Origin of the sequence: Thermoactinomyces vulgaris (genome assembly GCF_005886755.1) — a bacterium.
Lineage (GTDB): Bacteria > Bacillota > Bacilli > Thermoactinomycetales > Thermoactinomycetaceae > Thermoactinomyces > Thermoactinomyces vulgaris.
This window is the reverse complement of sequence record NZ_CP039710.1, coordinates 2089657-2112232: the sequence shown is the minus strand read 5'-3', so window position 1 is coordinate 2112232 and position 22576 is coordinate 2089657. Positions and strand designations below refer to the sequence as shown.

Here is a 22576-nt window from a genome sequence, read left to right as displayed (position 1 = left end):
CGGAGCCATCGGAGCCGTCGAGGGTGCCGGCACCAGTGTGGCAGACGATATTTTGCATGGACGGAAGATCAATTGGAAAAATGCCATTTTGGCAGGAATTTTTGGAGCCGGCTCCGTCGCCGTGGTTCACTTTGCCCAACCAGCGATTAATAAAGCCGTTGCATCACTGGAACCGGTACTGGCCAAAACCCCGATTGTCAAAAATGTTTTCAACAAAGTTGGCGATTGTGTTGCGGTTCGGCAAACGGGGAGATATCACGCTTTAATTGATATTCCATTTTCTAATTGTTTTCATGCTCCAGATGGAGTAACTTCAGGTGGAAATTCTTCATCTGCAAAGCCACTCTCTCTGGAACAAAGACGAGAAAATGTAAAACATATAGCAGAATATACAGATTTAAGTAAAGAAGGGTTAAAAGGAAAAGGATATAAACTAAAAAACGGTGCAATTATTAAAGGACAGAAAATAGTGAAGGTAAATTCAATAGAAAAATATAGAAAAGCGGAAGGAAAACTAAGCTTAGAATATGTTGCTAAATTAAGAAAAGAATTAGGAATCCCGTTTTTAAAAGAGGATAACTTGTTAATAGAAAATGATATATTGAAGAGTGGAAATACCGTCGCAGTACTTGAATCGGATGGAGTACAAATTTGGGGAAGAAGTGGATGGGGAATTGATGTAGGAGGGTATTCAGAATTGAGGAAGGAATGGGCAAAAGAAAAATAGGAAAACTAGGTACCCCCCGGGAGAAATTTGCTACAAATGGACAAACCTATACTCATGCAGAAGGCGATGTATTTTGGCATTTATATAAGTATAGAAAGAGCAAAAAGATACTAGGTGGGAAAGCCACATTAGTGGTAGACCGTCCATTTTGCGGACCATGTGGTGATGGTAGAGGTGTTCAAAATCTAGTTGAAGAAGTGGGACTAGATGAATTGATTGTTAAAACACCTGATGGAAAGGAAATAATTCGTCCAAGACCGGGATATAAAAGACAAAGTTGGTAGGTGGTATATATTGAAAAATTATGAATTAAGTATTCAAAATAAATCAAAAGTAATTTCAAATCCTACTTGGGAAAAAGTTTATGAAGTCTTGGAAAGTCTGGATGGCAAGAAAGTGAGTCAAGCAAGTCTAAAAATAGAAGATGTTGGATTTATGACAGTAGTGGGTGGAGAGTTTATTGAAGAGAAAGGACAAAGAGTATATATTGTTGAGTTCTTTGATGAAAATGGTGATTTTAATACCTTGCTTAACCCAAATGGAGACCCTGATGAATACTTTTTTTAGCTACAGGTCAAATTGCAACAGATATAGCAGATATTCATCTGGTGGGTTTTCAAGAAGTAGTCCATGCGATGAAGTATTTTTACCAAACGAGAGAGCTTTCCAATGATCTGGATTGGGAATGATTTTTAAATGAAAGCATCACTTATTGAATCTTAATTATGGGATTGATAAAAAACTTTAAGCTGGGAATACGCCTGCTTAAGCCATTATGTATATGGAAGAAAGCAGGCGTATGATTTATAAATAGAACAATTCAATGGATTATTAAGAAATTAGTGCTTGGGATGTGATCCATGGCGATGCCAATAGCTGGGCAAAATGGTGTGGTTATGCTTTCTATTGAGATTGTTGATGATGAAATGATAAACGCGTTTACACAAGAAATTAAAAAAGTAGACGGATACCAAGAAGAATGTCGTTTAAAACAATACCTATTGGAAAATTATCCGGCAGGCAGTGATAGGAAAATTAGGAGAGAAGAATTGTTGAACTTGATTGCATAAAGATTATGAAGTGGAACATTTCCGCTATATTTGGTGTATTATCTGAAGGGGATTTTCCCCTTTTAATCGTAGAAGCAATTGAGTAAATGACTTTTTGATGATTTCCAAAGCCGATACACTGAAGTTTCAAAGCCGAAGTTGATTGAATGAAGAATTTTTATTTTAACTCTTTTCTCTCTGGAGTCCATGTTGTTGAAGATGGGGGAGCAGGTGGAAGTTTCGATTCACAAAGCGCTCAAGGCTTTTGAGAAAAGAGAAGTTACGGTTGCGCAAGGAGTGATCCGGGAAGACCACCATGTCGATGAGATGGAAGAAAAAATCGATGATACCGTGGTCAAACTGATTGCAACCCAACAACCTGGCCACCGATCTCAGAAAGATATTCAAGGCGATGAAGATTGCATCCGACTTGGAAAGAATAGCGGACCATGTCACCAATATTGCCGAAAGTGTTGTATATATGGAAACCGGTAAACAAATGGATTTGAATTAACAGGATTTTGTCCGGACCCTTTGGGGGATTTTTTGGAGGCTGAAGGGACCTGGGAAAAGCAAGAAGGACAGGCAGGGGACGGTGATGTTCCCTGTTTTTTCATTTGTGTTTTGCTCCCGTTGTCTCAAAAATGGTTCAAGGGGGATGTTTTGGAACATTTTGCAGTTTATAATGTCTCATGTCAACGATGATTGGAGGTCATGCATGATGCTGTTTTTAGACATCCCCGAGCCGATGGACGGGAAATTGAGGCAGAAGATTTTGAGAAGGCAAAAATGGAAAAGAGCCGTGAAATGGGGGATCGCCGCTTTTGTTGTCGTGCTCTTATTCATCAATTTCAAATTTTTTATTTCCCCCCATACCAAGGATTTTTTCAAATCCCTCGGGCTGGATCCGGAGGCTTTGAACAGTCCGGAGGTATATGGAGGAGCTATTCAGAGTTTGGTGACAGCGCTCACGGTGGTCACAACCTTTTATATTTACAACCGGTCGAAAACGGCTGTCATGAGCCAGAAAGTGTATGATCAAAAGTTTGAGGCATACAGCCGGATTTGGGAGAAGGTGCAGAAGATTGAACAGGAGTTTGAGCGAACGGCCGTCCGGCCGGATTATCATGATGCACTGGCAAATTTGAAAAAGGAAATCGAGCATTTTTACCAGTTTTGCAGAAGCAAATACCTGGTCGTCTCCCCCACGGTGATGGACCTGTTGGGAAATTGGACGGCAAGTTGCTATTTGGAAGTGACAAGCAAAATCAATATGGGCAGGAGACACTATGGAAATGTCCCTTTGGAGCAGATCACGGAGTGGCATGAATACAGGAAAGCTTCCAAAGCAAGGAAAGTCAGCTTGGAACAGCTGGTGATTGCCATGAAAATGGATTTGGGCTTGTTGGTCTTGGAAGAGGAGATCGATGAGTCGTTTGGCAAGGTTTCCGAAGAAATTAAGGGAACGATCGATGAAATCGAGAAATTCTACCGGAAAACCGGACTGATCGATCCTGAGGAAACCAATCTTTTTGAGCTCAAAAACAAAGTGAAAGAGAAGAACCAAAGGCTTCTCAGGCAACGATTGATGGATGTGTTGAATCCCAGAAAGAGGGCGGAAAGAGGGGCCGGTGAGCGGATGAAAGAGTAGCCGCCGGTTTCAAAAGCATAAACTTGGCGAGGAGGAGATGGACGGATATGGATAAGAAAAAACAGATCAGAGTACTGGTGGACGGTTGTGTTTTTGCCAATGACCAAAATCAAAACGTGGATCTGGATGAGTTTGTGGACGCTTTTCTTGAATGGGTGGAGTCAAACGGATGGCATTTTGGAGGGGGCGTGAGGCAGGTGGATGAGGACGGGGAGCCTGCAAGCTGCGGGAAAAGAGAGAGCTGAAAAGCCCTCTCTTTTTTTATGAGCCGTCAAGCCAATGATGCAAAATAGTCTAAAAATACATTGATTTCAAATATAAAAAGCGATGGAAGAGTTGAATTATCATCCGAACATCATGGCTTCGGCACTCATGGGAAAAGGGACGAAAACAGTGGGGTTGTTGGTGCCGGATATATCCAATCCCTTTTTCTCGGAAATCGCCGGAATCATTGAAAACCGGGCGCATGAACGGGGCTACAGTGTGATTTTGTGCAGTACCGGTGAAAATGAAGAAAAAGAAACGAAGTATGTGGAACTGTTACAAAACAAACTGATCGATGGTTTTATCATCGGTTCCACATTCCAAAATAATAAAATCCTGGCCGAATTGATCCAAAATCGGTTGCCGGTGGTGTTGCTGACGCAGGATGACCCGTCCATCGATGCACCGAAAGTGATTGTGGATGATTTTAAAGACGGCTATGAAGCAACCATGCACCATTTGCAAAACGGGCACCGGAAAATTGCCATCATCAGTGAGCAATGGGCCCTTTCCAGCGTGAAACGGACGGAAGGATATTTGCAAGCCCTTAAAACTTACGGCATTGAACCGAAACCGAAGTATATGATCAAAACCAGGGGTTCGATTCCCAACGGGATGAAAGCCTTGGACGACTTCTTCCGCTTGCCGGATCCGCCGACCGCCATTTTTGCCTGCAATGACCAGTTGGCCATCGGCGTGATTTTGGGGGCCAAAGAAAAAGGAATCCCCATTCCCGGTCAGCTGTCTTTGGTCGGCTTTGATGACACCATTCTGGCAAGGGCCACCTATCCGTGTCTGACCACGGTGGTCCAACCGATCTCCGAACTGGGAAATTCGGCGGTGGATTTGTTGATCGACAAAATCCAAACAGGCCGGTTTCAAAGCCAACGCATTTTGTATAACCCGGAATTGATCATCCGGGAAACAACGGGCAAAATCCCGGCGATGTGAAGCCGCCGGAGCCGGATCAGCACGGGGGCGTTGCCGGGCGGAATAGTTGATTAAAAGGGAAAAAGCCGGACAAACAAACGGAAAGGGGTGTTGCCGACCCTTCTTTTTTGTGGAATCCTTTCCCAAAAGGCGCAGATCCAGATCGTTTGTTCGCATATTGTTACCAATTGACTGGAAGGAGGAATTTTGGACATGTTACAATAGGTTTATGTTTGAAAACGTGATGGGAAAAGGTGTGAAGATAGCGTGGGTAAATTGATTTTGATCGACGGCAACAGCATCGCGTACCGGGCTTACTATGCGTTGCCGCTTTTATCCAATGCCAGCGGGCAATATACCAATGCGGTGTACGGCTTTACCATGATGCTCATGAAAATCCTGGAAGACGAAAAGCCGACCCACATGCTGGTGGCGTTTGATGCCGGGAAAACCACATTCCGGCACAAAGATTTTCAGGAATACAAAGGAACGCGAAAAGAAACGCCGAACGAGCTGAGGGAGCAATTTCCCCTCATTAAAGAGGTTTTGGATGCTTTTCAAATTCCTTACTTCGAGGAAAGCGGCTATGAAGCGGATGACATTATCGGGACGCTTTCCAAAACGTGTGACCGCAAAGACCTGGATATCCGGATTGTCAGCGGGGATAAAGATTTGCTGCAACTGGTGAATGACCGGGTGCATGTGTTGTTGACCCGAAAAGGCATCACGGAAGTGGAGCACTATGACAGAAAGGCGATCGACGGGAAATACGGATTAAAACCGGAACAAATCATCGACCTCAAAGGCTTGATGGGGGATACTTCGGACAATATCCCGGGAATTCCGGGGGTCGGGGAAAAGACAGCTCTCAAATTGCTCCGTCTCTATCCGTCGGTGGAAGAAGTGATCGAACACGCCGATGAGTTGCCGGGGAAAAAATTGCGCGAAAAAGTGAAAGAACATCAAGCGCAGGCGCTGTTGAGCAAGAAGCTGGCGACCATCTTTACCGATGTTCCCTTGTCCCTGGAATTGGATGATCTGGCTTTGAAAGAGCGGGATGAAGAAAAAATCGTTTCGTTATTTAAGAAGCTGTCGTTTAACACGTTGCTTTCCCGCTTGTCCCCGCAAGAAGGACGGAAGGATGACCGGGATTTGAAAAGCATTTCTTATCACCGGATTGAAACTGGTGAAGCGCTCGGCCCGTGGGAGTCCTTTTTTTCCAAAGGGGATAAGGCGCTCGTGGTTGAAATGACCGAACCGCATCCGATCAAAGGGGAATTTCTGGCCATGGCGGTTTCCGACGGTGAAACCCAGCTGGTTTTGCCGGCCGGGTTGGTGAGGGAAAATCAAATGGTTCGCGATTGGCTTTCCGATTCAAAAAAGACGAAATTTGTCTACGATGCCAAAACGATTCAAACCGCCTTTCAACAACATGCCGGACTTCAGGTGGACGGGATGGCTTTTGATGTGCTGTTGGCGGCTTATTTGCTCGATCCGTCTGATTCGCATCCGGCTTTGTCTGATATCGTTGAGCGGCGTGGGGAAGGGTATTTGCCGCCGGATGAAGAGGTGTATGGAAAAGGAGTCAAACGCCGTCAATTGGAAGGGGATGAGCTGGCAGAACACCTATCGCGGAAAGCCCGGTTTGTTCACAGACTCACCCCGTTGTTGAAAGAGCAAGTGCAAGAAGCCAAATTGGATGCGCTTATGTATGAAATGGAACTGCCGCTTTCCTCCATTTTGTCTGACATGGAACAAAGGGGCGTCCGGGTGGACCATGAACGGTTGGATGAGCTGGGCCGGGAATTGAAGGCGTCAATGGACCGGTTGCAGGAAGAAATCCATGACATTGCAGGTGTGCCGTTTAATATCAATTCTCCCAAACAGCTGGGGGAAATCTTGTTTGAAAAATTGGGGCTTCCCGTGATCAAAAAAACGAAAACCGGCTATTCAACCAGTGCGGATGTTTTGGAAAAATTGGCTCCGCAACATGAAATTGTCGAGAAAATTTTACATTATCGCCAGGTTGGAAAATTGTATTCTACTTATATAGAAGGATTAAAAAAAGAGATTGGGCCGGATGGAAAAATCCATACCCAATTTCAACAAACGGTTACGGCCACCGGCCGGTTGAGTTCGACCGAGCCGAACCTGCAAAACATCCCGATCCGGATGGAGGAAGGCAGAAAAATCCGCCAGGTCTTTGTCCCTTCTCAAACAGGATGGTACATGCTGTCTGCGGATTATTCCCAGATTGAACTGAGAGTCCTTGCCCATTTGTCAGAAGACCAAAATTTGCAAAAAGCATTCAAAGAAGATAAAGATGTGCACGCCCAAACAGCCATGGATGTTTTCGGGGTCAGGGAAGATGAAGTGACGGATCAAATGCGGAGACAAGCCAAAGCCGTCAACTTTGGCATTGTGTACGGCATCAGCGGATACGGCCTGGCTCAAGGGCTGGATATTCCGCAAAAAGAGGCCAAGTTGTTTATTGAGCGTTATTTTGAAACGTATCCCGGTATCAAGCAGTATATGGACAGCACGATTGAAAAGGCCAAAAAAGAAGGTTATGTCACCACCATGTTGGGCCGGCGCCGTTATTTGCCCAAAATCAATGCCCGCAACTTCGGGGAAAGAAGTTTTGCCGAACGGACGGCCATGAACACTCCGATTCAGGGAACGGCGGCGGATATCATCAAGCATGCGATGGTGAAAGTGGACCGGTTGATGCGTGAAAAAGGGTTGAAAAGCCGGTTGCTTTTGCAAGTGCATGACGAATTGATCTTTGAAGTTCCCGAAGAAGAATTGACGGTCATGAAAGAGTTGGTTCAGAATACGATGGAACAAGCTGTCCGGTTATCGGTTCCACTGAAAGTGCAAGTGAGTGTCGGGAGCAACTGGTACGAAGCAAAATAGGAGGAGAAACGATTGCCGGAATTACCTGAGGTTGAAACAGTCAGAAAAACTTTGCAAAAATTGGTCATCGGCAAACAGATCGAAGATGTGACGGTCCGTTTGCCCAGAATTATCAAACGTCCGGATGACACAGAGGCCTTTCGGCGCATGTTGGCCGGGACAACCATCATCGGGATCGGCCGGCGGGGAAAGTTTTTGAAAATCGTCTGCGATCCGCTGGTGCTGGTTTCTCATCTGCGCATGGAAGGAAAGTATCGTCTGGCGGAACAAGGGGAGCCTTGCGAGAAGCATACCCATGTCATCTTTCACTTTACGGACGGTACCGAGCTCCGCTACCGGGATGTGCGGCAATTTGGCACCATGCACTTGTTTCCATACGGGGAAGAAGATGAGCAGTTGCCGTTGAAGAAACTGGGGCCGGAGCCGCTTACGGATGAGTTTCAGCTTTCCTGGTTTCAGGCGTTGCTCGCCAAACGGAAAACCAATATCAAAGCGGTTCTTTTAAATCAGGAATATATCGCGGGGCTTGGAAATATTTATGTGGACGAGTCTTTGTTCCGGGCGGCGATTCATCCGACCCGGACGGCTTCGTCATTAAAGGAAGAAGAAGTGGAACGTTTGTACCACAGCATTCAACAAACCCTGAAAGAAGCCATTGAACTGGGAGGGTCTTCCGTCCGTTCTTATTTGAACGGGGAAGGCGAAATGGGAATGTTCCAGTTGAGAATCCAGGTTTATGGCCGGAAACATGAACCTTGTCCCAAATGCGGAAGGCCGATTGAACGGATGGTTGTGGCCGGGCGGGGAACGCATGTGTGTTCCCATTGCCAACGGTGACCTCATGGATGGTTCCTTCATAAGATAGGGTAACAAATGCCTATCTTATGAGGGGGATCAGTGATGTTGCATGGTTGGTTGATCATCGCGTTGGCTTTTGCGGTCAGTTTGGACAGTTTTGGAGTGGGAACAACCTATGGGCTGAGAAAAATTCGTATCCCCCTGGTATCTACCGTCATCATTGCCGGATGCTCAGGCGCCGTGCTATACATGGGGATGTGCATGGGGAAATTTTTTTCTGCTTTGTTTTCCCCCGTATTTACCCAAGCACTCGGAGCCGTTTTATTGATCGTCCTCGGCTTGTGGATCATTTTGCAGGGGGAAAAGAATTTAAAAGAAACGAATGAGGATGAAATCCGTTCGCAGAGTCCATCCTGTTTATCGATAAAAACCTGGACCTTTCAAATCAAACGCCTTGGCTTGGTGGTCAAGGTGTTAAAAACCCCCGTGATGGCAGATATGGATAATTCCGGATCGATTTCTTCCGCCGAAGCGTTTTTGTTGGGAACGGCTTTGTCCCTGGATGCTTTTGGCGCCGGCATCGGGGCGGCGATGATGGGGTTCCCGCCTGTTCCCACAGCCTTTTTGATTGCTTTGATGAGTGCCTTGTTTTTACGGTTGGGGATGTGGATCGGGTTTTCCTGTGCCAAGAACTTAAAAAATCGTTTCTGGGCATATATGCCGGGGGTTATTTTGATTTTGCTCGGAGTGATGCGATTCATGTGAAAAGGTGGTGAAGGACGTTGTTGGTGGGATTGACGGGAAGCATCGCAACCGGAAAAAGCACGGTTTCAGAGATGTTTCGCCGAAAGGGAGCGGAAATCATCGATGCAGACCAAATTGCCCGCGAAGTGGTTGAGCCGGGAACCGAAGGGTTGGAGCGGATTGCCCGGGAATTCGGCCCCGGAATACTGGATGATGAAGGGAAACTGAATCGCGAACGGTTGGGAGCAAGAATTTTTCATAACCCTGCCGAACGGGAAAAGTTGAATCGGTTGTTGCATCCGTTGATCGTGGATTCCATGCGTGACAAAACGGAAAAAATAAAAAAAGAGAAAGATCCGGATTTGTTGATTTGGGATGTCCCGTTGCTGATTGAAGGGAATTTGACGCAATGGGTGGAAGCCGTTATTTTAGTATATACACCGAAAGAAATCCAATTGGAACGATTAATGAAACGAAACGCACTTTCCAGAGAGGAAGCGGAAAAACGGATTCTCGCACAGATGGATATCGAAGAGAAAAAGAAGCATGCCGATTATGTGATTGACAATCGGGGAACTTTGTCAGAGACGGAAAGACAGGTTGATCAGTTATGGAAACAACTAATCTCAAAAAGTGGGTAAAGCCGGCAGTGGATGCACTGCCTCCCAAGCGCACGATCATGATCGCCTTAATCCTGTTGCTGGTGTTTGTCATCGTGGCCATCCCGCTTTTTAACATGATGATCTATCCGTTGAAATATGAAGAATATATTTTTAACAGTGCGATTGAAACCAACGCCGATCCCTTTTTGATCATGGCGATTATCCGGGTGGAAACCAAGTTTCAACCGAAAAGGGAATCGCATGTCGGGGCACAGGGTTTGATGCAAATTATGCCGGATACTGCGGATTTTATCATCAAAAACGGAAACTTTTCACCAGCGTTGAAAGATTACGTGTATGACCCGGCTATCAACATACAATTGGGAAGCTGGTATATTGCTTACTTGACCGAACGGTATAAAGGAAATAAAGTGGCGGTCATGGCCGCTTACAATGCCGGTCATGGCCGTGTCGACAAATGGTTGGAGCAAGGGGTTTGGGACGGCACACGGCAAAATGTCACACAAATTCCGGAGAATTTCGGGGAGACCCGCCATTATGTGACCAGGGTCAGTTATTATTATGAGAAGTACAAACAATTGTACCAAGGGGAATTCGAGGAATACAAAAGAAAACAAGAAAAATGAATACGGTTTGAAACCTGTTCCTGTACGGGAACAGGTTTTTTTGTTTCTGCTGGTTGCAAAATGTGACATACTTATTATAATAAAAGTGAATATTAGCGTGTGACAAATGGGAAGGGGTATACCATTATGGCAGTTCGTATCGCAATTAACGGATTTGGGCGCATTGGAAGAATGGTTTTCCGCAAAGCTATGGAAGTTCCGGGAATCGAAGTGGTTGCCGTGAATGCGAGCTATCCGGCTGAAACCTTGGCGCATTTGATTAAGTATGACACAATTCACGGGTTATATCATAAAGATGTGACGGTATCCGATCACGGTTTTCGTGTCGATGGACATAAAGTCCGTCTGGTTTCCAACCGCAATCCCGAAGAGTTGCCCTGGCGCGAATTGGATATTGACATTGTGGTAGAAGCGACGGGAAAATTCCGGGACCGCGAAGGGGCGCAAAAACATTTGAACGCCGGCGCCAAAAAAGTGGTGATCACCGCTCCCGGAAAAGATGAGGATATCACGGTTGTCATGGGAGTTAATGAAAGCGATTACGATCCGGACCGGCATCACATTATTTCGAATGCATCCTGCACCACCAACGGCTTGGCACCGGTGGCCAAAGTGTTGCATGAATCGTTCGGGATTGTCCACGGGTTGATGACCACGGTTCACGCGTACACCAATGACCAGAAGAACCTGGATAATCCGCATAAAGATTTGCGCAGGGCCCGTGCTTGTGCGCAATCCATCATTCCGACCAAAACCGGGGCGGCCAAAGCATTGGGGTTGGTGATTCCCGAACTGCAAGGGAAGTTGAACGGATTTGCCCTTCGGGTTCCCACGCCGAACGTTTCGGTCATTGATTTGGTGGTGGATACGGAAAAACCGGTGACCAAAGAAGAGGTCAACCAAGCGTTGAAACATGCAGCCCAAACCCGTTTCAAAGGGATTTTGGATGTTTGTGAAGCGCCGCTGGTTTCTTCCGATTTCAACGGAAACGAACATTCATCCATTGTGGATGCCTTGTCGACCATGGTCATGGGCAACCGGCAAGTGAAAATCCTGGCCTGGTATGACAATGAGTGGGGATATTCCTGCCGTGTCGTCGACTTGGCCAAATATGTCGGGGAAAAAATGAACACGAAAGTGACAGTGTGACGGGATGAAAAGCTTGTGGAAAATGATTCTGCAAGCTTTTTCCTTTTATAGGATGTTTTTGCCGGGCGTTCGACGGATTGTTTATTTAATGAAACAAATAGAATGTATGTTCTCTATTTAGGGTTTTTCACTTTTGGGAAAATAAATTTGTAACAGCTTACAAGGTCTGATGAACGCCGCTGAAGCTGTGACATGATCCTTGAAAGGAAGGTTGAACCATGAGTGTTTATGAATATACCGCTGTAACCAATCAAGGGAAGGAACAATCTCTTGGAGAATATGAAGGGAACGTCCTGTTGATCGTCAATACGGCGAGCCGGTGCGGATTTGCCCCGCAATTCAAAGAGTTGCAAGAACTGTATGAAAAATACCACAGCCGCGGCTTCTATGTGCTGGGCTTCCCGTGCAACCAATTTGGAAACCAAGAACCGGGAACGGACGAAGAAATCCGCAATTTTTGCGAAATAAACTACCGCGTCACCTTTCCCTTGTTTCAAAAAGTGGATGTGAAGGGGGAAAATCAACATCCGCTTTTCAAATACCTGACCCAATCGGCACAAGGATTGTTAAACAAAGAGATCAAATGGAACTTCACCAAATTCCTGGTTGACCGGCAAGGAAATGTGGTCAAACGCTTTGCTCCGACCACCTCGCCCAAGAAGATTGCCCCCCGGATCGAAGCCTTGTTGGATCAGAAGTGAGTCCGGACCGGTGACAAATATGGGTTGAATCCTGTCAACAAATATTTAAAATGGAAATATGACATTTGCGCTCAGAATGAGGGTGGTTCGCACAGAGACGCAAAAGCAGACGAAGTCAGGAGGAGATGATGAAACGTTGAGATGCCCGTTTTGCGGAAATCATGGCAGCCGTGTCCTGGACTCCCGCCCGGTTCATGAAGGAAGGGCGATTCGCCGGCGCAGGGAATGCGAAAAGTGCGAACAGCGCTTCACCACTTTTGAAATGATTGAAGAACAACCGCTCATCGTGATCAAAAAAGACGGGAGCCGCGAAGAATTCAGCCGGGAAAAGCTGCTTCGCGGCCTGATTCGTGCCTGCGAAAAAAGGCCGGTTCCGTTGGCCAAGCTGGAAGACCTTGTCGTGGATATTGAAAGAAAGTTGCGTCAAGGCGGAGCGGCAGAAGTTCCGTCCAAAGAAATCGGTGAAATGGTGATGGAGCGGCTGGTTGACATTGATGAAGTTTCGTATGTGCGGTTTGCCTCGGTCTACCGGCAATTTAAAGACATCAACGTTTTTGTCAATGAATTGGAAGAACTGCTGCAACGGTCGCAAATGGCCTTTGATAAAGAAAAAAAACAAGGGTCTGAGTAAGAATTGGTGGTAAATGGGATTTGATGATCCGGCAGGCTCTTATGTTACAATGATATTCCAATGCTAGCGAATGCGAAGTGCAGAGGAGGCCAAACCATGGCTATGTTTTGGAAAGACGCGGGTTGGCGTTGCCGCACCCATCGTCCGATCCATCAAGCAGATCTCATTGGGCTGATTCATCTGTATCAACCCATTGTCGGAGCTTCTGCCATCTCATTATACATGACGCTGGCCTGTCAAGTTCCCCTTCACCGTGCCGGTGTTTCCAAGTTGTATGCTCATTCGTATTTATTGCAATTATGTTCTTTTACGTTTGATCAACTGTTGGAAGCCAGACATTTGCTGGAAGGTGTCGGACTGATCAATACGTATGAGATCGAAGAGGAAGAAGATCATGTTTATTATGAATACGAAATGCTTCCCCCACTGACGCCGGCAAAGTTTTTTCAAAGTGATATTTTAAGTGTCACGCTTTACAACTCATTGGGCAAAGAAAGGTACATTGCATTAAAAGACTGGCTGACCGGGGACACCCGTTTTCAACCTGGCCGGAAGGAAGAAAAAAAGAAAAACATCACCCGCTCGTTTCAGGATGTGTTTGACAGCATTTCGCCGGCAGAACTGGCCAAACAAGCTGAACGGGAAAAAGAAATGACCGTGCCGGTGGCCAAAATCGACGAAAGCCTGCATCAGGGAAAAAGGCCGGATTTTAAGCAGGACATTGATTTTTCCATGCTGGAGTTGCGCTTGGCGCATTTATTGGGAAAAGATGTTTGGACGGAGGATTTAAAACAAGAAATCAGAGAGCTTGGTTTTTTGTATCAGCTGGATGAATGGGCGATTTTAAAAGCGTTGCAGAATCCTTATGTGACCAGTCACGGGCAAATCCGTCTGGACCGCTTGCGTTCTTTTGTCCGAAGTGAATATTGCATGCAGTTTGGCAGCACGCCCGTGGTGGCCAAGAAGGCGGATGCGGAACAGGCAAAAGAGGAGAAAAAGATGCCGACGGATCCGGATAAGCCGCTTTCCGAAGAAGAAAAGCACATTCGGCAGTTGGCGCAAATTTCCCCCATGCAACTTTTGGCATTTTACCAGAAAGGCGGGCGAATCCCGGCCAGCGATGTGGAAATCGTGGAGTCGTTGATTCGCCATTACGGATTGCCGCCGGGGGTTGTCAATGTGCTCTTGGAATATGTCTTGTTGAAATATGATTATAAACTGCCGCGGAATTTGGTGGAAAAAATTGCGGGCCATTGGAAGCGGCTGGGGATTTCCACGGTGGAAGAGGCCGTGGAGCAGGCGAAAAAAGAAGAATGGGAAACGAAAAGGAAAAAGCAGCAGCCGCGTTCTTTCCATCCGAAAAGTCCCCGCAACAAGCCGGAAGCATTGCCCCGGACGTTGCAAATGCAAATGGAACAATCCAAACGGTCAAAATCCGAACAAGAGGCAAAAGATGAATGGGCTGACCAGCAGGAACAGATTCGCGCGAAACTTCGGTTGATGAATGAGCGCTTTGTGGCCGGCAACAAGGAGAAAAAAAACACCCCCTGAATCAACGAATGGTTGCAGGGGGTGTCAGAAGAAAAAAATTTCCTGATTCATCTTGCATGTTTGATGCTTGCATGATATAATATCATTTGTCGCCAACAATTTGTTACATAAGGTTCGGTAGCTCAGTCGGTAGAGCAGAGGACTGAAAATCCTCGTGTCGGCGGTTCGATTCCGTCCCGAACCACCATTTTTTTGCCGGGGTGGCGGAATTGGCAGACGCACAGGACTTAAAATCCTGCGGTGGGTGTACCACCGTGTCGGTTCGAGTCCGACCCTCGGCACCATAACAAAAAAAATCCTCCTGTTTTCAATGGGTGAATTCACATCGCCTGAAAACAGGAGGATTTTTTGTGCAGTATTCCCGCCCCATCCGTTTTGATTTGTGATACGATGGACATGATTGGGTTGGCGGTCGATCTGACTCTTTAGGAGGTTGAATAGATATGTCGAAGATTGATTCCATAATCGAAAGGGCGCTTGCCGGAGAACGCCTGGGGTTTGAAGACGGGTTGGCTCTGTGGGAAAGTGATGAGATAGAAAAAATGGGATGGGCAGCGGACCAGATCATGAAAAAATGGCATCCGGAGCCGATCACAACGTTTGTCATCGGTCGCAATATCAATTATACCAATATCTGTGATACGTATTGCCGGTTTTGTGCGTTTTACCGCCGGCCGGGGTCGGAAGAAGGATATGTCCTGCCGAATGAAGTGATCTTCCAAAAAATCCAGGAAACCGTGGATGTGGGCGGGACGGAAATTCTGATGCAAGGCGGCACCAATCCGGATTTGCCGTTTGAATATTATACGAATCTGTTACGGGAAATTAAAAAACGCTTTCCCGATATCACCATGCATTCTTTTTCGCCCGCTGAAATCCTGAAAATGAAAGAAGTTTCCGGCCTTTCCCTGGAAGAGGTGGTCCGCCGGTTGCATGAAGCGGGGTTGGATTCCCTGCCTGGTGGCGGAGCGGAAATCCTGGATGATGAAATTCGCCGGAAAATCAGCCGGTTGAAAGGTTCTTGGCGGGACTGGATGGATGTCATGCAAACGGCCCATCGCGTGGGGATGCATACCACGGCAACCATGGTGATCGGTTTTGGCGAAACGAATGAACACCGGGTGAATCATTTGCTCCGGATCCGGCAGGCCCAAGACGAGACGAAAGGTTTCCTCGCTTTCATCGTATGGACGTTCCAGCCGGACAACACCAATTTGAAACGGGAAAAATTGCCGCCTGAAGAATATTTGAAAGCGGTGGCGATCGCCCGTTTGATGCTGGATAATATCCCTAATCTCCAATCCTCCTGGGTAACCATGGGACCGGAAATCGGGAAAAAATCACTGCACTTCGGCTGCAATGACTTTGGAAGCACCATGATCGAAGAAAATGTGGTTTCGGCTGCCGGCACCACTCATAAAGTAAACAACCATCTCATTTTGCGCCTGATCCGGGAAGCCGGGAAAATTCCGGCGCAACGGAACACGAAATATGAGATCTTGCGTGTTTTTCAAGAGGGAGAGTATACCGAAAAGGATTTCGTGATGCAAAACTGATTGGGGTTTTGGATGCAATGGCACTCCGGTACCGGGGTGTCATTTTATAATTTAAGAAAATAAATAGATTTTACTTTATATATTTGCTATTTTAAATATGTGATCAAAAAGGTTTTCTTATGGCAAATCCTTCATTTGCCCTCAGATACAGAGAGATAGGAGGAGAGGGTTTGACAGGAAAAACACATTTTGCCATCGGCGTGGCATCGGGTGTCGGACTGGCCGTGGCCTCCGGAAATACGGATGATGTAGGAGAACTTGCTTTAACCATTGTTTTGGCGGGAATTGCTTCTTTGCTCCCGGACATCGATGAAGACGGCAGCCTGATCAACAACTTTTTGTTTCCTTCGCTGAGCAGGACCTACCGGTCATTTGCGCTGGCGGCTTTGGGATTGGTCATGATTCTGTTGTTTTTCATCAAAAGCCTGCCTCTTTGGGTGTTACTGATGGGGGTTTTTGCCGCCGGCGTCGCTTATGCCCCTCACCGGTCGGTTACCCATTCGATTCTTACCTGCGCTTATGTTACTTGGATGTTTTACACGATTCAACCGTGGATGTCCGTACCGGTGTTGGTCGGTTATTTGTCCCATCTTTTTGCAGATACGTTAACCAGTGCGGGTGTTCCTTATTTGTGGCCTTATAAAAAGAAATTTTCAATGAAAGCTTTTGGAATCAAAGTGAAAACGGGCGGGAGCGAAGAAAAATTGATCGGAAGGCTGTCCATTTTGTTGGCTGCGCTGGGGTTTGTTTATTTGATCGGACTGATTCTTTATAACGAAGTAAAAATGGCCGGATGGTTCTGAAGAGAAGGCTTGGTTTTTTGACCAAGTCTTTTTTATTTCTTGTGGGTCCTTTTGTTTTTTTGTATACCGTTATTGGTTGCAACATATATTGGTATGGAAAGTGGTTCTGAGAATATCCGTGGATGGGAGGGGAGACGGTTGAAATATCTGATTTCGTTTGATCAGAGAGATGAGCCATTTCGTTCCTGTTTGCAAGACTTGCGGGAGGGCATCCGCTCCGTCTGCCCGGTTTTTGACATGAAAGAGATGGGGATGGGAGAACGTTTTGTCATCCTCATCCGGTTGAGAAAGTGGATGGATGAGAAACAAAGGGATCGGATTGTATGGCAAGTGGGCAAAATCCTGACCCGTTACATTTGTGACCATCTGGAACCGAAATGGATCAGCAAAATGATTCAATCCAGTCACCATTATTTCACAAAGCAGGAAATCAGGCAGATTCAGCAGCAGGTGTTGGAGCAATTGGAGACCAGCGCATGGGAATGCCAACAGGTGATATACCGCAGCCGGCGGGAGAAATTGGAGAAACAAATCACCGGATTTTTGAAAGAAAATCATCACATTGCTTTGGACGGTTTTGTTTCCTTTCGCTTGAAGGCATACCGGAAAACGCTGATGGCTTGTGTGGAGGAAGCCATTCAAGCTTACCGTTTGAAAAGGCAATACCATGAATTTATTGAATTGTTGCGCATGTTCATCGAGTCCCGGCCCCCGAAAATCGGGCTGGTGCATGTCATCCATGACAACCAACAATTTCATGTGCTGAAATCGGACGGCACCCCGGTTTTGGACAAAGACCTGGAGCCGGTTTTTATGGAAATGGCCGATCAAACGGCATCCCAAAAAGATCACCTGATGAGCATTTTGTTAAGCATGACGCCGGAGCGAATCATCATTCATACCACCTGTCCGGATGAAAATGTGATCAAGACCCTGATGCAAATTTTTGAAGGAAGAGTGATGACTTGTGACGGCTGCAGCCAATGTCAGCCTTCCGCCCGGCCGTTTTTGGAAGATGCTTGACGAACCCGTGACGGAATGAGTATAATACATAACAAATTTTATCCGAAAGCAATGATGAGGACACGGGCATCTCCGACGGTTTCAGAGAGTGGGGGTCAGCGGCTGGAAGCCTCCATAACCCAATCGGAAAATGCTTACCACCTCAGAGCTGCAACAAGGAACGCATCTTGGATGCCAGTAATTGTTGCCGGGACTCGCCGTTATTGAGATGAGAGAACCTTGAACAGCCTGGTCCGGCTGTTTCAGGTTGAAAAAGGGTGGAACCGCGACGACCAGCTCGTCCCTTTATGGGAGGGGCTTTTTTTATTGAAGATGAAAAAAGGAGAGATGGAAATGAGCATCAGTGTCAAATTCCCGGACGGTTCCGTTCGTGAGTATGAATCGTCCGTCACGGTTGGGGAGATTGCCGACTCCATCAGCCGGAGCTTGTCCAAAAAGGCTGTTGCCGGCAAAATCAACGGCCAAGTGGTGGATTTGTCCAGAGAAGTGCCGGACGGTGCCGAAATCCAAGTTCTGACTTTGGAAGATGAGGAAGGCTTGGAAGTTTACCGCCACAGCACCGCTCACTTGATGGCGCAGGCGTTGAAACGATTGTATCCGGATGTGAAACTGGGGATCGGCCCGGTGATTGAAGACGGATTTTATTATGACGTGGATTTGCCGGTTCGTTTGACGCCGGAGGACCTGCCCAAGATCGAAGAAGAGATGAGAAAAATCGTCAAAGAAAATTTGCCGATTGAGCGAAAAGTCGTTTCCCGGGAGGAAGCCATCCGGATTTATGAAGAAACCGGGGATCATCTGAAATTGGAGATCATTCGTGACCTGCCGGAAGATGCAGTGATCACCATGTATCATCAAGGCGAGTTTTTTGATCTGTGCCGCGGTCCCCATTTGCCGTCCACCGGAAAGATTAAAGCGTTTAAATTATTAAGCATTGCCGGAGCTTATTGGCGCGGGGATTCGGACAACCAGATGTTGCAGAGGATTTACGGGACGGCCTGGCCGAAACAATCCCAGTTGGAGGAACATCTGAACTTCCTGGAAGAAGCGAAAAAGCGGGATCACCGGAAACTGGGAAGAGAACTCGGCTTATACATGTTCTCGGAGGAAGCCCCCGGCATGCCGTTTTATTTGCCGAACGGGATGATTTTGCGCAATGAATTGGAACAATACTCGCGTGATTTGCAAATCAAAGCCGGTTACAAAGAAGTCCGCACTCCGCTCATCATGAACCAGCGCTTGTGGGAACAATCGGGACACTGGGACCATTACAAGGAAAACATGTACTTCACCAATGTGGATGAATCCGCTTTTGCCGTCAAACCGATGAACTGTCCCGGACATATGCTGATATTTAAACATGATATCCGCTCATACCGGGATTTGCCGCTTCGCCTGGCTGAATTCGGGCAAGTGCATCGCCACGAGTTGTCGGGAGCCTTAAACGGCATGCTCCGGGTCCGGACTTTCACCCAGGATGATGCACATATCTTTGTGCGGCCGGATCAGATCGAAGAAGAAGTGACCGCCGCGCTTCAACTGGTGGATCAGATTTACAGCACTTTTGGTTTCCCCTATTCCATCGAGCTTTCCACCCGTCCCGAAGATTCAATGGGTTCGGACGAACTGTGGGAAAAAGCCGAATCCGCGCTGCAGAACGTGTTGGATAAGTCCGGCATCAAATACCGGATCAATGAGGGGGACGGTGCGTTTTACGGTCCGAAGATCGATTTCCATATCCGGGATGCTTTGAAGCGGAGCCATCAATGCGCCACCATCCAATTGGATTTCCAAATGCCCGAGAAATTTGATCTCTCCTATGTCGGGGAAGACAATGAGCGGCATCGCCCGGTGGTGATTCACCGAGCCATTTACGGATCAATTGACCGCTTTATCGGGATATTGGTCGAGCACTATGGCGGTGCTTTCCCGTTATGGCTGGCTCCGGTTCAAGCCAAGGTGATTCCGATTTCCCGCGCGTTCAATGACTACGCTGAACAAGTGACGGCCCGGTTACGGGATGCGGGAATTCGCGCGGAACTGGACGGTCGTGATGAAAAAGTGGGTTATAAAATCCGGGAAGCCCAGGTGCAAAAAGTTCCCTACATGCTGGTGATCGGTGAAAAAGAAATGAATGCCGACGCCGTGGCTGTCCGGAAGCGGACCGAAGGAGACCTCGGGGCCAAGCTGCTGGATGAAGTGATAGAACAATTGGTGTCCGAAATCAAAGAGAAAAAATGACAATGAAAAAAGCACCCCGTTTGGTGAAGGGGTGCTTTTTTTAATAATAAGGGGAAATCATCAAATACACCAGCACGCCGGTGATGCTGACATACAGCCAAATCGGCATGGTCCAGCGTGCGATTTTCCGGTGCCTTTCCACCTGCATCTTCAGGCCGCGAACCATCGTGAAAAGGGCCAGAAACACGGTGGGGGCGGCCAGAACGATATGGGTGATCAAGATGAAGTAATATATGATTTTGATCCACCCTTCGCCGCCGTAAGAAGTGGAAGGCGCCAACGAATGATAAACCAGATAAGTGATCAAAAAAAGAGCAGTCGAACCAAAGGCGGCAAAGATAAAACGACGGTGCATGCGTATATTTTTTTTCTTGATGAAATATAATGCGGTAATGAGGAACACCGTCGTAAAGCTGTTGAAAATCGCGTTTAACATGGGCAAAAACGTTAAATCCACATGATCGAACCCTTGGTATTTCGGCATGAAAAAGAGGACGACGATGATGGCATTGATGATGATGGTCAATGCGACGATCCATGCTGTGGTCTTCTTTTCGTCCGCCGGAATTTGCCTGGTTTGGTCAGCCATGGTTTCACCCTTTCATTGCAATGAACTCAACTTCAGTATACATTTTTTTACTGACAAACTCCTGTAAAAAAGGTGACAAAACGGACAAAACTTTTCCCTTTATTTTCCGTTTGACGGATCCCGGAGAAAAGAATATATTCAAAGTGGCCGTTTTGAAATCGTGCGTCACGTTTGACACGGGTTTTATTTCTGTGATAGTATATTTTTGTCATGCAAGAAGAAGCGCCCGCTTCTCACCTGGTCAACGCGGAGTTGGCAGGTTCTGATGCAACTGATTTTCCTGTTGGATATTGGAAGCAAAGTGTGGGCGTTTTCTGCGCTTACACTTTTTTATTTTTCAATTTTTTTCCGGAGGTGGCAGGTATCAGCAAGGAACATCAGCACCAAGTCAATGAGTCGATTCGTGCTCGGGAAGTTCGCCTGATCGGCGTTGACGGTACGCAATTGGGAATCAAACCCATCCGTGAGGCTTTGCAGCTTGCACAAGAAGCCAATCTCGATCTCGTGAATGTTGCCCCGCAGGCAAAACCGCCGGTTTGCCGTATCATGGATTACGGAAAGTACCGTTACGAACAAAGCAAACGCGAAAAAGAAGCACGCAAGAATCAAAAAACGATTCAAATCAAAGAGGTGCGCCTCAGCCCGACGATTGAAGAGAACGACATCAAAACCAAATTAAGCAATGTGAAAAAATTCCTTAAAAAAGGAAACAAAGTGAAGTTGACCATTCGATTCCGCGGCCGGGAAATCACTCACCAGGAATTGGGACGCAGTATTTTGGACCGGATGGCAAAGGAAGTGGAAGACCTTTCGGAAATCGAACGGGCTCCGAAATTGGAAGGCCGTCAGATGATCATGATTTTAGCACCGAAACAGTAGAAGGAGGACAATGTTATGCCAAAAATGAAAACCAAAAAAGCTGCGGCAAAGCGCTTTAAGAAAACCGGAACCGGCAAAGTGAAACGCTCCCATGCGTATACAAGCCACTTGTTTGAGGCAAAAAGCCCGAAGCGCAAACGCAAATTGCGTAAAAGTGCAATCATGCACTCCGGTGATGAAAAACGGATCAGACAGTTGATTTCCTATCTGTAAGAAACGCCTAAAGAAAGAGACTTCAGGAGGGATTTATTGTGGCAAGAGTGAAAGGTGGTACCGTGACGCGTGCACGTCGCAAAAAGGTACTGAAATTGGCTAGAGGTTATTTTGGTTCCAAACATGCGTTGTTCCGTACGGCAAAACAACAAGTCATGAAATCGTTGATGTATGCATACCGTGACCGCCGTCAACGTAAGCGTGACTTCCGTAAATTGTGGATTACACGCATTAATGCGGCCGCACGCATGAACGGCATTTCTTATAACAAATTTATCCATGGTCTGAAAGTGGCAGGCGTGGACATCAACCGAAAAGTTCTTGCGGAATTGGCCGTGACAGACCAAAAAGCGTTTGCTGAATTGGTCAATGTTGCCAAAAACGCAAAATAACGGACTGATCGATGGAGAAACCCCCGGATGCCGGGGGTTTTTTTAAATGACTTTATGCAACAGGGAAAGCAAGGTTTTCAACTCTTCCGTGGACAAGTTTTCAAACTTTTTCCGAAAGTATTCTGATTTTTGGTCGGCAAGTTTTTGAATCATCTCCTTGCCTTGATCCGTCAGGTGAAGTTCGACCACGCGTTTGTCCAATTGCGACCGTTGCCGGTACACCAGATTTTTTTTCTCCAACTGATCCGCCACATGGGTGATGTGGCTGACGGACACATCAAATTCCTGGGCCAGTGCTGTGATGATTTGAGGGCTTTTATGGAGCTTTTTGAGCACGCCGAATTCAGCCCCGTTAATTTGATCTCCCCAAATTTCCGTTAAATCTTTACGGATTTGTCGTAAAATGAGGCGAAACACTTGTTCCAATTCCATTGACATTTCAATTCTGTCCAACATCACTTTCTCCTTCATGGGATTCCCTATTTTGTTTTATGAAGTGAAATATTAGTCATGATTATAA

Annotated in this window: 25 protein-coding genes, 2 tRNA genes, 1 pseudogene and 1 other annotated feature; of the genes and pseudogenes, 26 read left to right on the top strand and 2 right to left on the bottom strand. The window is 46.7% G+C overall.

Going from position 1 to position 22576, the window contains the following annotated elements:
• Nucleotides 1-37 precede the first annotated feature (37 nt).
• The 23 genes and pseudogenes from FA954_RS10770 to thrS all read left to right on the top strand — a co-directional run bounded on the left by FA954_RS10770 (nt 38) and on the right by thrS (nt 19983).
• Nucleotides 38-727 (top strand): hypothetical protein, encoded by a 690-nt coding sequence (locus FA954_RS10770; protein ID WP_138615093.1) that lies wholly within the window; start codon nt 38-40, stop codon nt 725-727.
• The gene (locus FA954_RS10765; protein WP_049719778.1) at nt 709-1011 is read left to right on the top strand and encodes a hypothetical protein; all 303 of its coding nucleotides are present in this window, start codon (nt 709-711) and stop codon (nt 1009-1011) included. Before FA954_RS10770 ends, FA954_RS10765 begins: the two co-directional genes overlap by 19 nt.
• 10 nt (nt 1012-1021) lie before the next feature.
• Nucleotides 1022-1294, top strand: coding sequence for a hypothetical protein (locus tag FA954_RS10760; protein WP_037993437.1), 273 nt, complete (start codon nt 1022-1024; stop codon nt 1292-1294).
• A 293-nt stretch (nt 1295-1587) separates the two neighbouring features.
• A complete protein-coding gene (locus FA954_RS10755) occupies nt 1588-1797 on the top strand; it encodes a hypothetical protein (RefSeq protein ID WP_037993436.1) in 210 nt (69 codons plus the stop codon).
• A gap of 186 nt (nt 1798-1983) precedes the next feature.
• A pseudogene (locus FA954_RS10750) lies at nt 1984-2290 on the top strand (phosphate signaling complex PhoU family protein).
• Nucleotides 2291-2494: 204 nt separating this feature from the next.
• Nucleotides 2495-3427 (top strand): type 2 periplasmic-binding domain-containing protein, encoded by a 933-nt coding sequence (locus tag FA954_RS10745; RefSeq protein WP_049719781.1) that lies wholly within the window; start codon nt 2495-2497, stop codon nt 3425-3427.
• Between the two features lie 47 nt (nt 3428-3474).
• Nucleotides 3475-3672 (top strand): hypothetical protein, encoded by a 198-nt coding sequence (locus tag FA954_RS10740; RefSeq protein ID WP_121873947.1) that lies wholly within the window; start codon nt 3475-3477, stop codon nt 3670-3672.
• Between the two features lie 91 nt (nt 3673-3763).
• On the top strand, nt 3764-4642 hold the full coding sequence (locus FA954_RS10735; RefSeq protein ID WP_175413205.1) for a LacI family DNA-binding transcriptional regulator: 879 nt from the start codon (nt 3764-3766) through the stop codon (nt 4640-4642).
• A gap of 246 nt (nt 4643-4888) precedes the next feature.
• On the top strand, nt 4889-7537 hold the full coding sequence (polA, locus tag FA954_RS10730; protein WP_037993431.1) for a DNA polymerase I: 2649 nt from the start codon (nt 4889-4891) through the stop codon (nt 7535-7537).
• Between the two features lie 12 nt (nt 7538-7549).
• Entirely contained in the window at nt 7550-8374 is an 825-nt protein-coding gene (gene mutM, locus FA954_RS10725; RefSeq protein WP_037993430.1) for a DNA-formamidopyrimidine glycosylase, read from the top strand.
• 63 nt (nt 8375-8437) lie between these two features.
• Complete coding sequence (gene ytaF, locus FA954_RS10720) at nt 8438-9100, top strand: sporulation membrane protein YtaF (protein ID WP_037993427.1); 663 nt, start codon at nt 8438-8440, stop codon at nt 9098-9100.
• A 23-nt stretch (nt 9101-9123) separates the two neighbouring features.
• Nucleotides 9124-9720: a dephospho-CoA kinase gene (gene coaE, locus FA954_RS10715; RefSeq protein WP_309485138.1), complete on the top strand. Its 597-nt coding sequence runs from the start codon at nt 9124-9126 to the stop codon at nt 9718-9720.
• Nucleotides 9690-10328 (top strand): lytic transglycosylase domain-containing protein, encoded by a 639-nt coding sequence (locus FA954_RS10710; RefSeq protein WP_049719793.1) that lies wholly within the window; start codon nt 9690-9692, stop codon nt 10326-10328. The genes coaE and FA954_RS10710 overlap by 31 nt, the downstream gene beginning before the upstream one ends.
• Before the next feature lie 126 nt (nt 10329-10454).
• A complete protein-coding gene (locus tag FA954_RS10705; RefSeq protein WP_138615091.1) occupies nt 10455-11477 on the top strand; it encodes a glyceraldehyde-3-phosphate dehydrogenase in 1023 nt (340 codons plus the stop codon).
• Between the two features lie 218 nt (nt 11478-11695).
• A complete protein-coding gene (locus tag FA954_RS10700) occupies nt 11696-12178 on the top strand; it encodes a glutathione peroxidase (protein ID WP_037993423.1) in 483 nt (160 codons plus the stop codon).
• A 136-nt stretch (nt 12179-12314) separates the two neighbouring features.
• A complete protein-coding gene (nrdR, locus tag FA954_RS10695) occupies nt 12315-12809 on the top strand; it encodes a transcriptional regulator NrdR (RefSeq protein WP_037993421.1) in 495 nt (164 codons plus the stop codon).
• 96 nt (nt 12810-12905) lie between these two features.
• Nucleotides 12906-14360, top strand: coding sequence for a replication initiation and membrane attachment family protein (locus FA954_RS10690; RefSeq protein WP_037993419.1), 1455 nt, complete (start codon nt 12906-12908; stop codon nt 14358-14360).
• Nucleotides 14361-14471: 111 nt separating this feature from the next.
• Nucleotides 14472-14547, top strand: a tRNA-Phe gene (locus tag FA954_RS10685).
• 7 nt (nt 14548-14554) lie between these two features.
• Nucleotides 14555-14644: transfer RNA gene (locus FA954_RS10680), tRNA-Leu, on the top strand.
• 159 nt (nt 14645-14803) lie between these two features.
• Nucleotides 14804-15916, top strand: a complete 1113-nt coding sequence (gene mqnC, locus FA954_RS10675) for a cyclic dehypoxanthinyl futalosine synthase (RefSeq protein WP_037993418.1) — start codon at nt 14804-14806, stop codon at nt 15914-15916.
• Nucleotides 15917-16086: 170 nt separating this feature from the next.
• A complete protein-coding gene (locus FA954_RS10670) occupies nt 16087-16719 on the top strand; it encodes a metal-dependent hydrolase (RefSeq protein WP_049719795.1) in 633 nt (210 codons plus the stop codon).
• Between the two features lie 138 nt (nt 16720-16857).
• Nucleotides 16858-17742, top strand: coding sequence for a putative sporulation protein YtxC (ytxC, locus tag FA954_RS10665; RefSeq protein WP_062842875.1), 885 nt, complete (start codon nt 16858-16860; stop codon nt 17740-17742).
• 333 nt (nt 17743-18075) lie between these two features.
• Entirely contained in the window at nt 18076-19983 is a 1908-nt protein-coding gene (gene thrS / locus FA954_RS10660) for a threonine--tRNA ligase (protein WP_175413204.1), read from the top strand.
• 40 nt (nt 19984-20023) lie between these two features.
• On the opposite strand, the gene FA954_RS10655 is transcribed toward thrS, so the two are convergent.
• Nucleotides 20024-20572, bottom strand: coding sequence for a DUF420 domain-containing protein (locus FA954_RS10655; RefSeq protein ID WP_037993416.1), 549 nt, complete (start codon nt 20570-20572; stop codon nt 20024-20026).
• A gap of 208 nt (nt 20573-20780) precedes the next feature.
• Nucleotides 20781-20910 (top strand) — a sequence feature (ribosomal protein L20 leader region).
• Between the two features lie 16 nt (nt 20911-20926).
• On the opposite strand from FA954_RS10655, the gene infC reads away from it, so the two are divergent.
• The 3 genes from infC to rplT are packed head-to-tail and all read left to right on the top strand — an operon-like array spanning nt 20927 to nt 22056.
• Entirely contained in the window at nt 20927-21451 is a 525-nt protein-coding gene (gene infC / locus FA954_RS10650) for a translation initiation factor IF-3 (RefSeq protein ID WP_181732024.1), read from the top strand.
• Nucleotides 21452-21466: 15 nt separating this feature from the next.
• Nucleotides 21467-21664, top strand: a complete 198-nt coding sequence (gene rpmI / locus FA954_RS10645; RefSeq protein ID WP_037993415.1) for a 50S ribosomal protein L35 — start codon at nt 21467-21469, stop codon at nt 21662-21664.
• 38 nt (nt 21665-21702) lie between these two features.
• Nucleotides 21703-22056 carry a 50S ribosomal protein L20 gene (gene rplT, locus FA954_RS10640; RefSeq protein ID WP_037993413.1) on the top strand — a complete coding sequence of 118 codons (354 nt, stop codon included), beginning with the start codon at nt 21703-21705 and terminating at the stop codon, nt 22054-22056.
• A gap of 42 nt (nt 22057-22098) precedes the next feature.
• Here rplT and FA954_RS10635 read toward each other — a convergent pair whose 3' ends face one another.
• Nucleotides 22099-22509, bottom strand: coding sequence for a MarR family winged helix-turn-helix transcriptional regulator (locus FA954_RS10635; RefSeq protein ID WP_165489704.1), 411 nt, complete (start codon nt 22507-22509; stop codon nt 22099-22101).
• Between the last annotated feature and the right edge of the window lie 67 nt (nt 22510-22576).

Bases quoted from the DNA above. Each gene is read 5' to 3' on its own strand.
- FA954_RS10765 (WP_049719778.1), top strand. From the start codon at position 709: ATGGGCAAAAGAAAAATAGGAAAACTAGGTACCCCCCGGGAGAAATTT.
- FA954_RS10755 (WP_037993436.1), top strand. From the start codon at position 1,588: ATGGCGATGCCAATAGCTGGGCAAAATGGTGTGGTTATGCTTTCTATT.
- FA954_RS10745 (WP_049719781.1), top strand. From the start codon at position 2,495: ATGATGCTGTTTTTAGACATCCCCGAGCCGATGGACGGGAAATTGAGG.
- FA954_RS10740 (WP_121873947.1), top strand. From the start codon at position 3,475: ATGGATAAGAAAAAACAGATCAGAGTACTGGTGGACGGTTGTGTTTTT.
- ytaF (WP_037993427.1), top strand. From the start codon at position 8,438: ATGTTGCATGGTTGGTTGATCATCGCGTTGGCTTTTGCGGTCAGTTTG.
- FA954_RS10710 (WP_049719793.1), top strand. From the start codon at position 9,690: ATGGAAACAACTAATCTCAAAAAGTGGGTAAAGCCGGCAGTGGATGCA.
- FA954_RS10705 (WP_138615091.1), top strand. From the start codon at position 10,455: ATGGCAGTTCGTATCGCAATTAACGGATTTGGGCGCATTGGAAGAATG.
- FA954_RS10700 (WP_037993423.1), top strand. From the start codon at position 11,696: ATGAGTGTTTATGAATATACCGCTGTAACCAATCAAGGGAAGGAACAA.
- FA954_RS10690 (WP_037993419.1), top strand. From the start codon at position 12,906: ATGGCTATGTTTTGGAAAGACGCGGGTTGGCGTTGCCGCACCCATCGT.
- mqnC (WP_037993418.1), top strand. From the start codon at position 14,804: ATGTCGAAGATTGATTCCATAATCGAAAGGGCGCTTGCCGGAGAACGC.
- thrS (WP_175413204.1), top strand. From the start codon at position 18,076: ATGAGCATCAGTGTCAAATTCCCGGACGGTTCCGTTCGTGAGTATGAA.
- FA954_RS10655 (WP_037993416.1), bottom strand. From the start codon at position 20,572: ATGGCTGACCAAACCAGGCAAATTCCGGCGGACGAAAAGAAGACCACA.
- rpmI (WP_037993415.1), top strand. From the start codon at position 21,467: ATGCCAAAAATGAAAACCAAAAAAGCTGCGGCAAAGCGCTTTAAGAAA.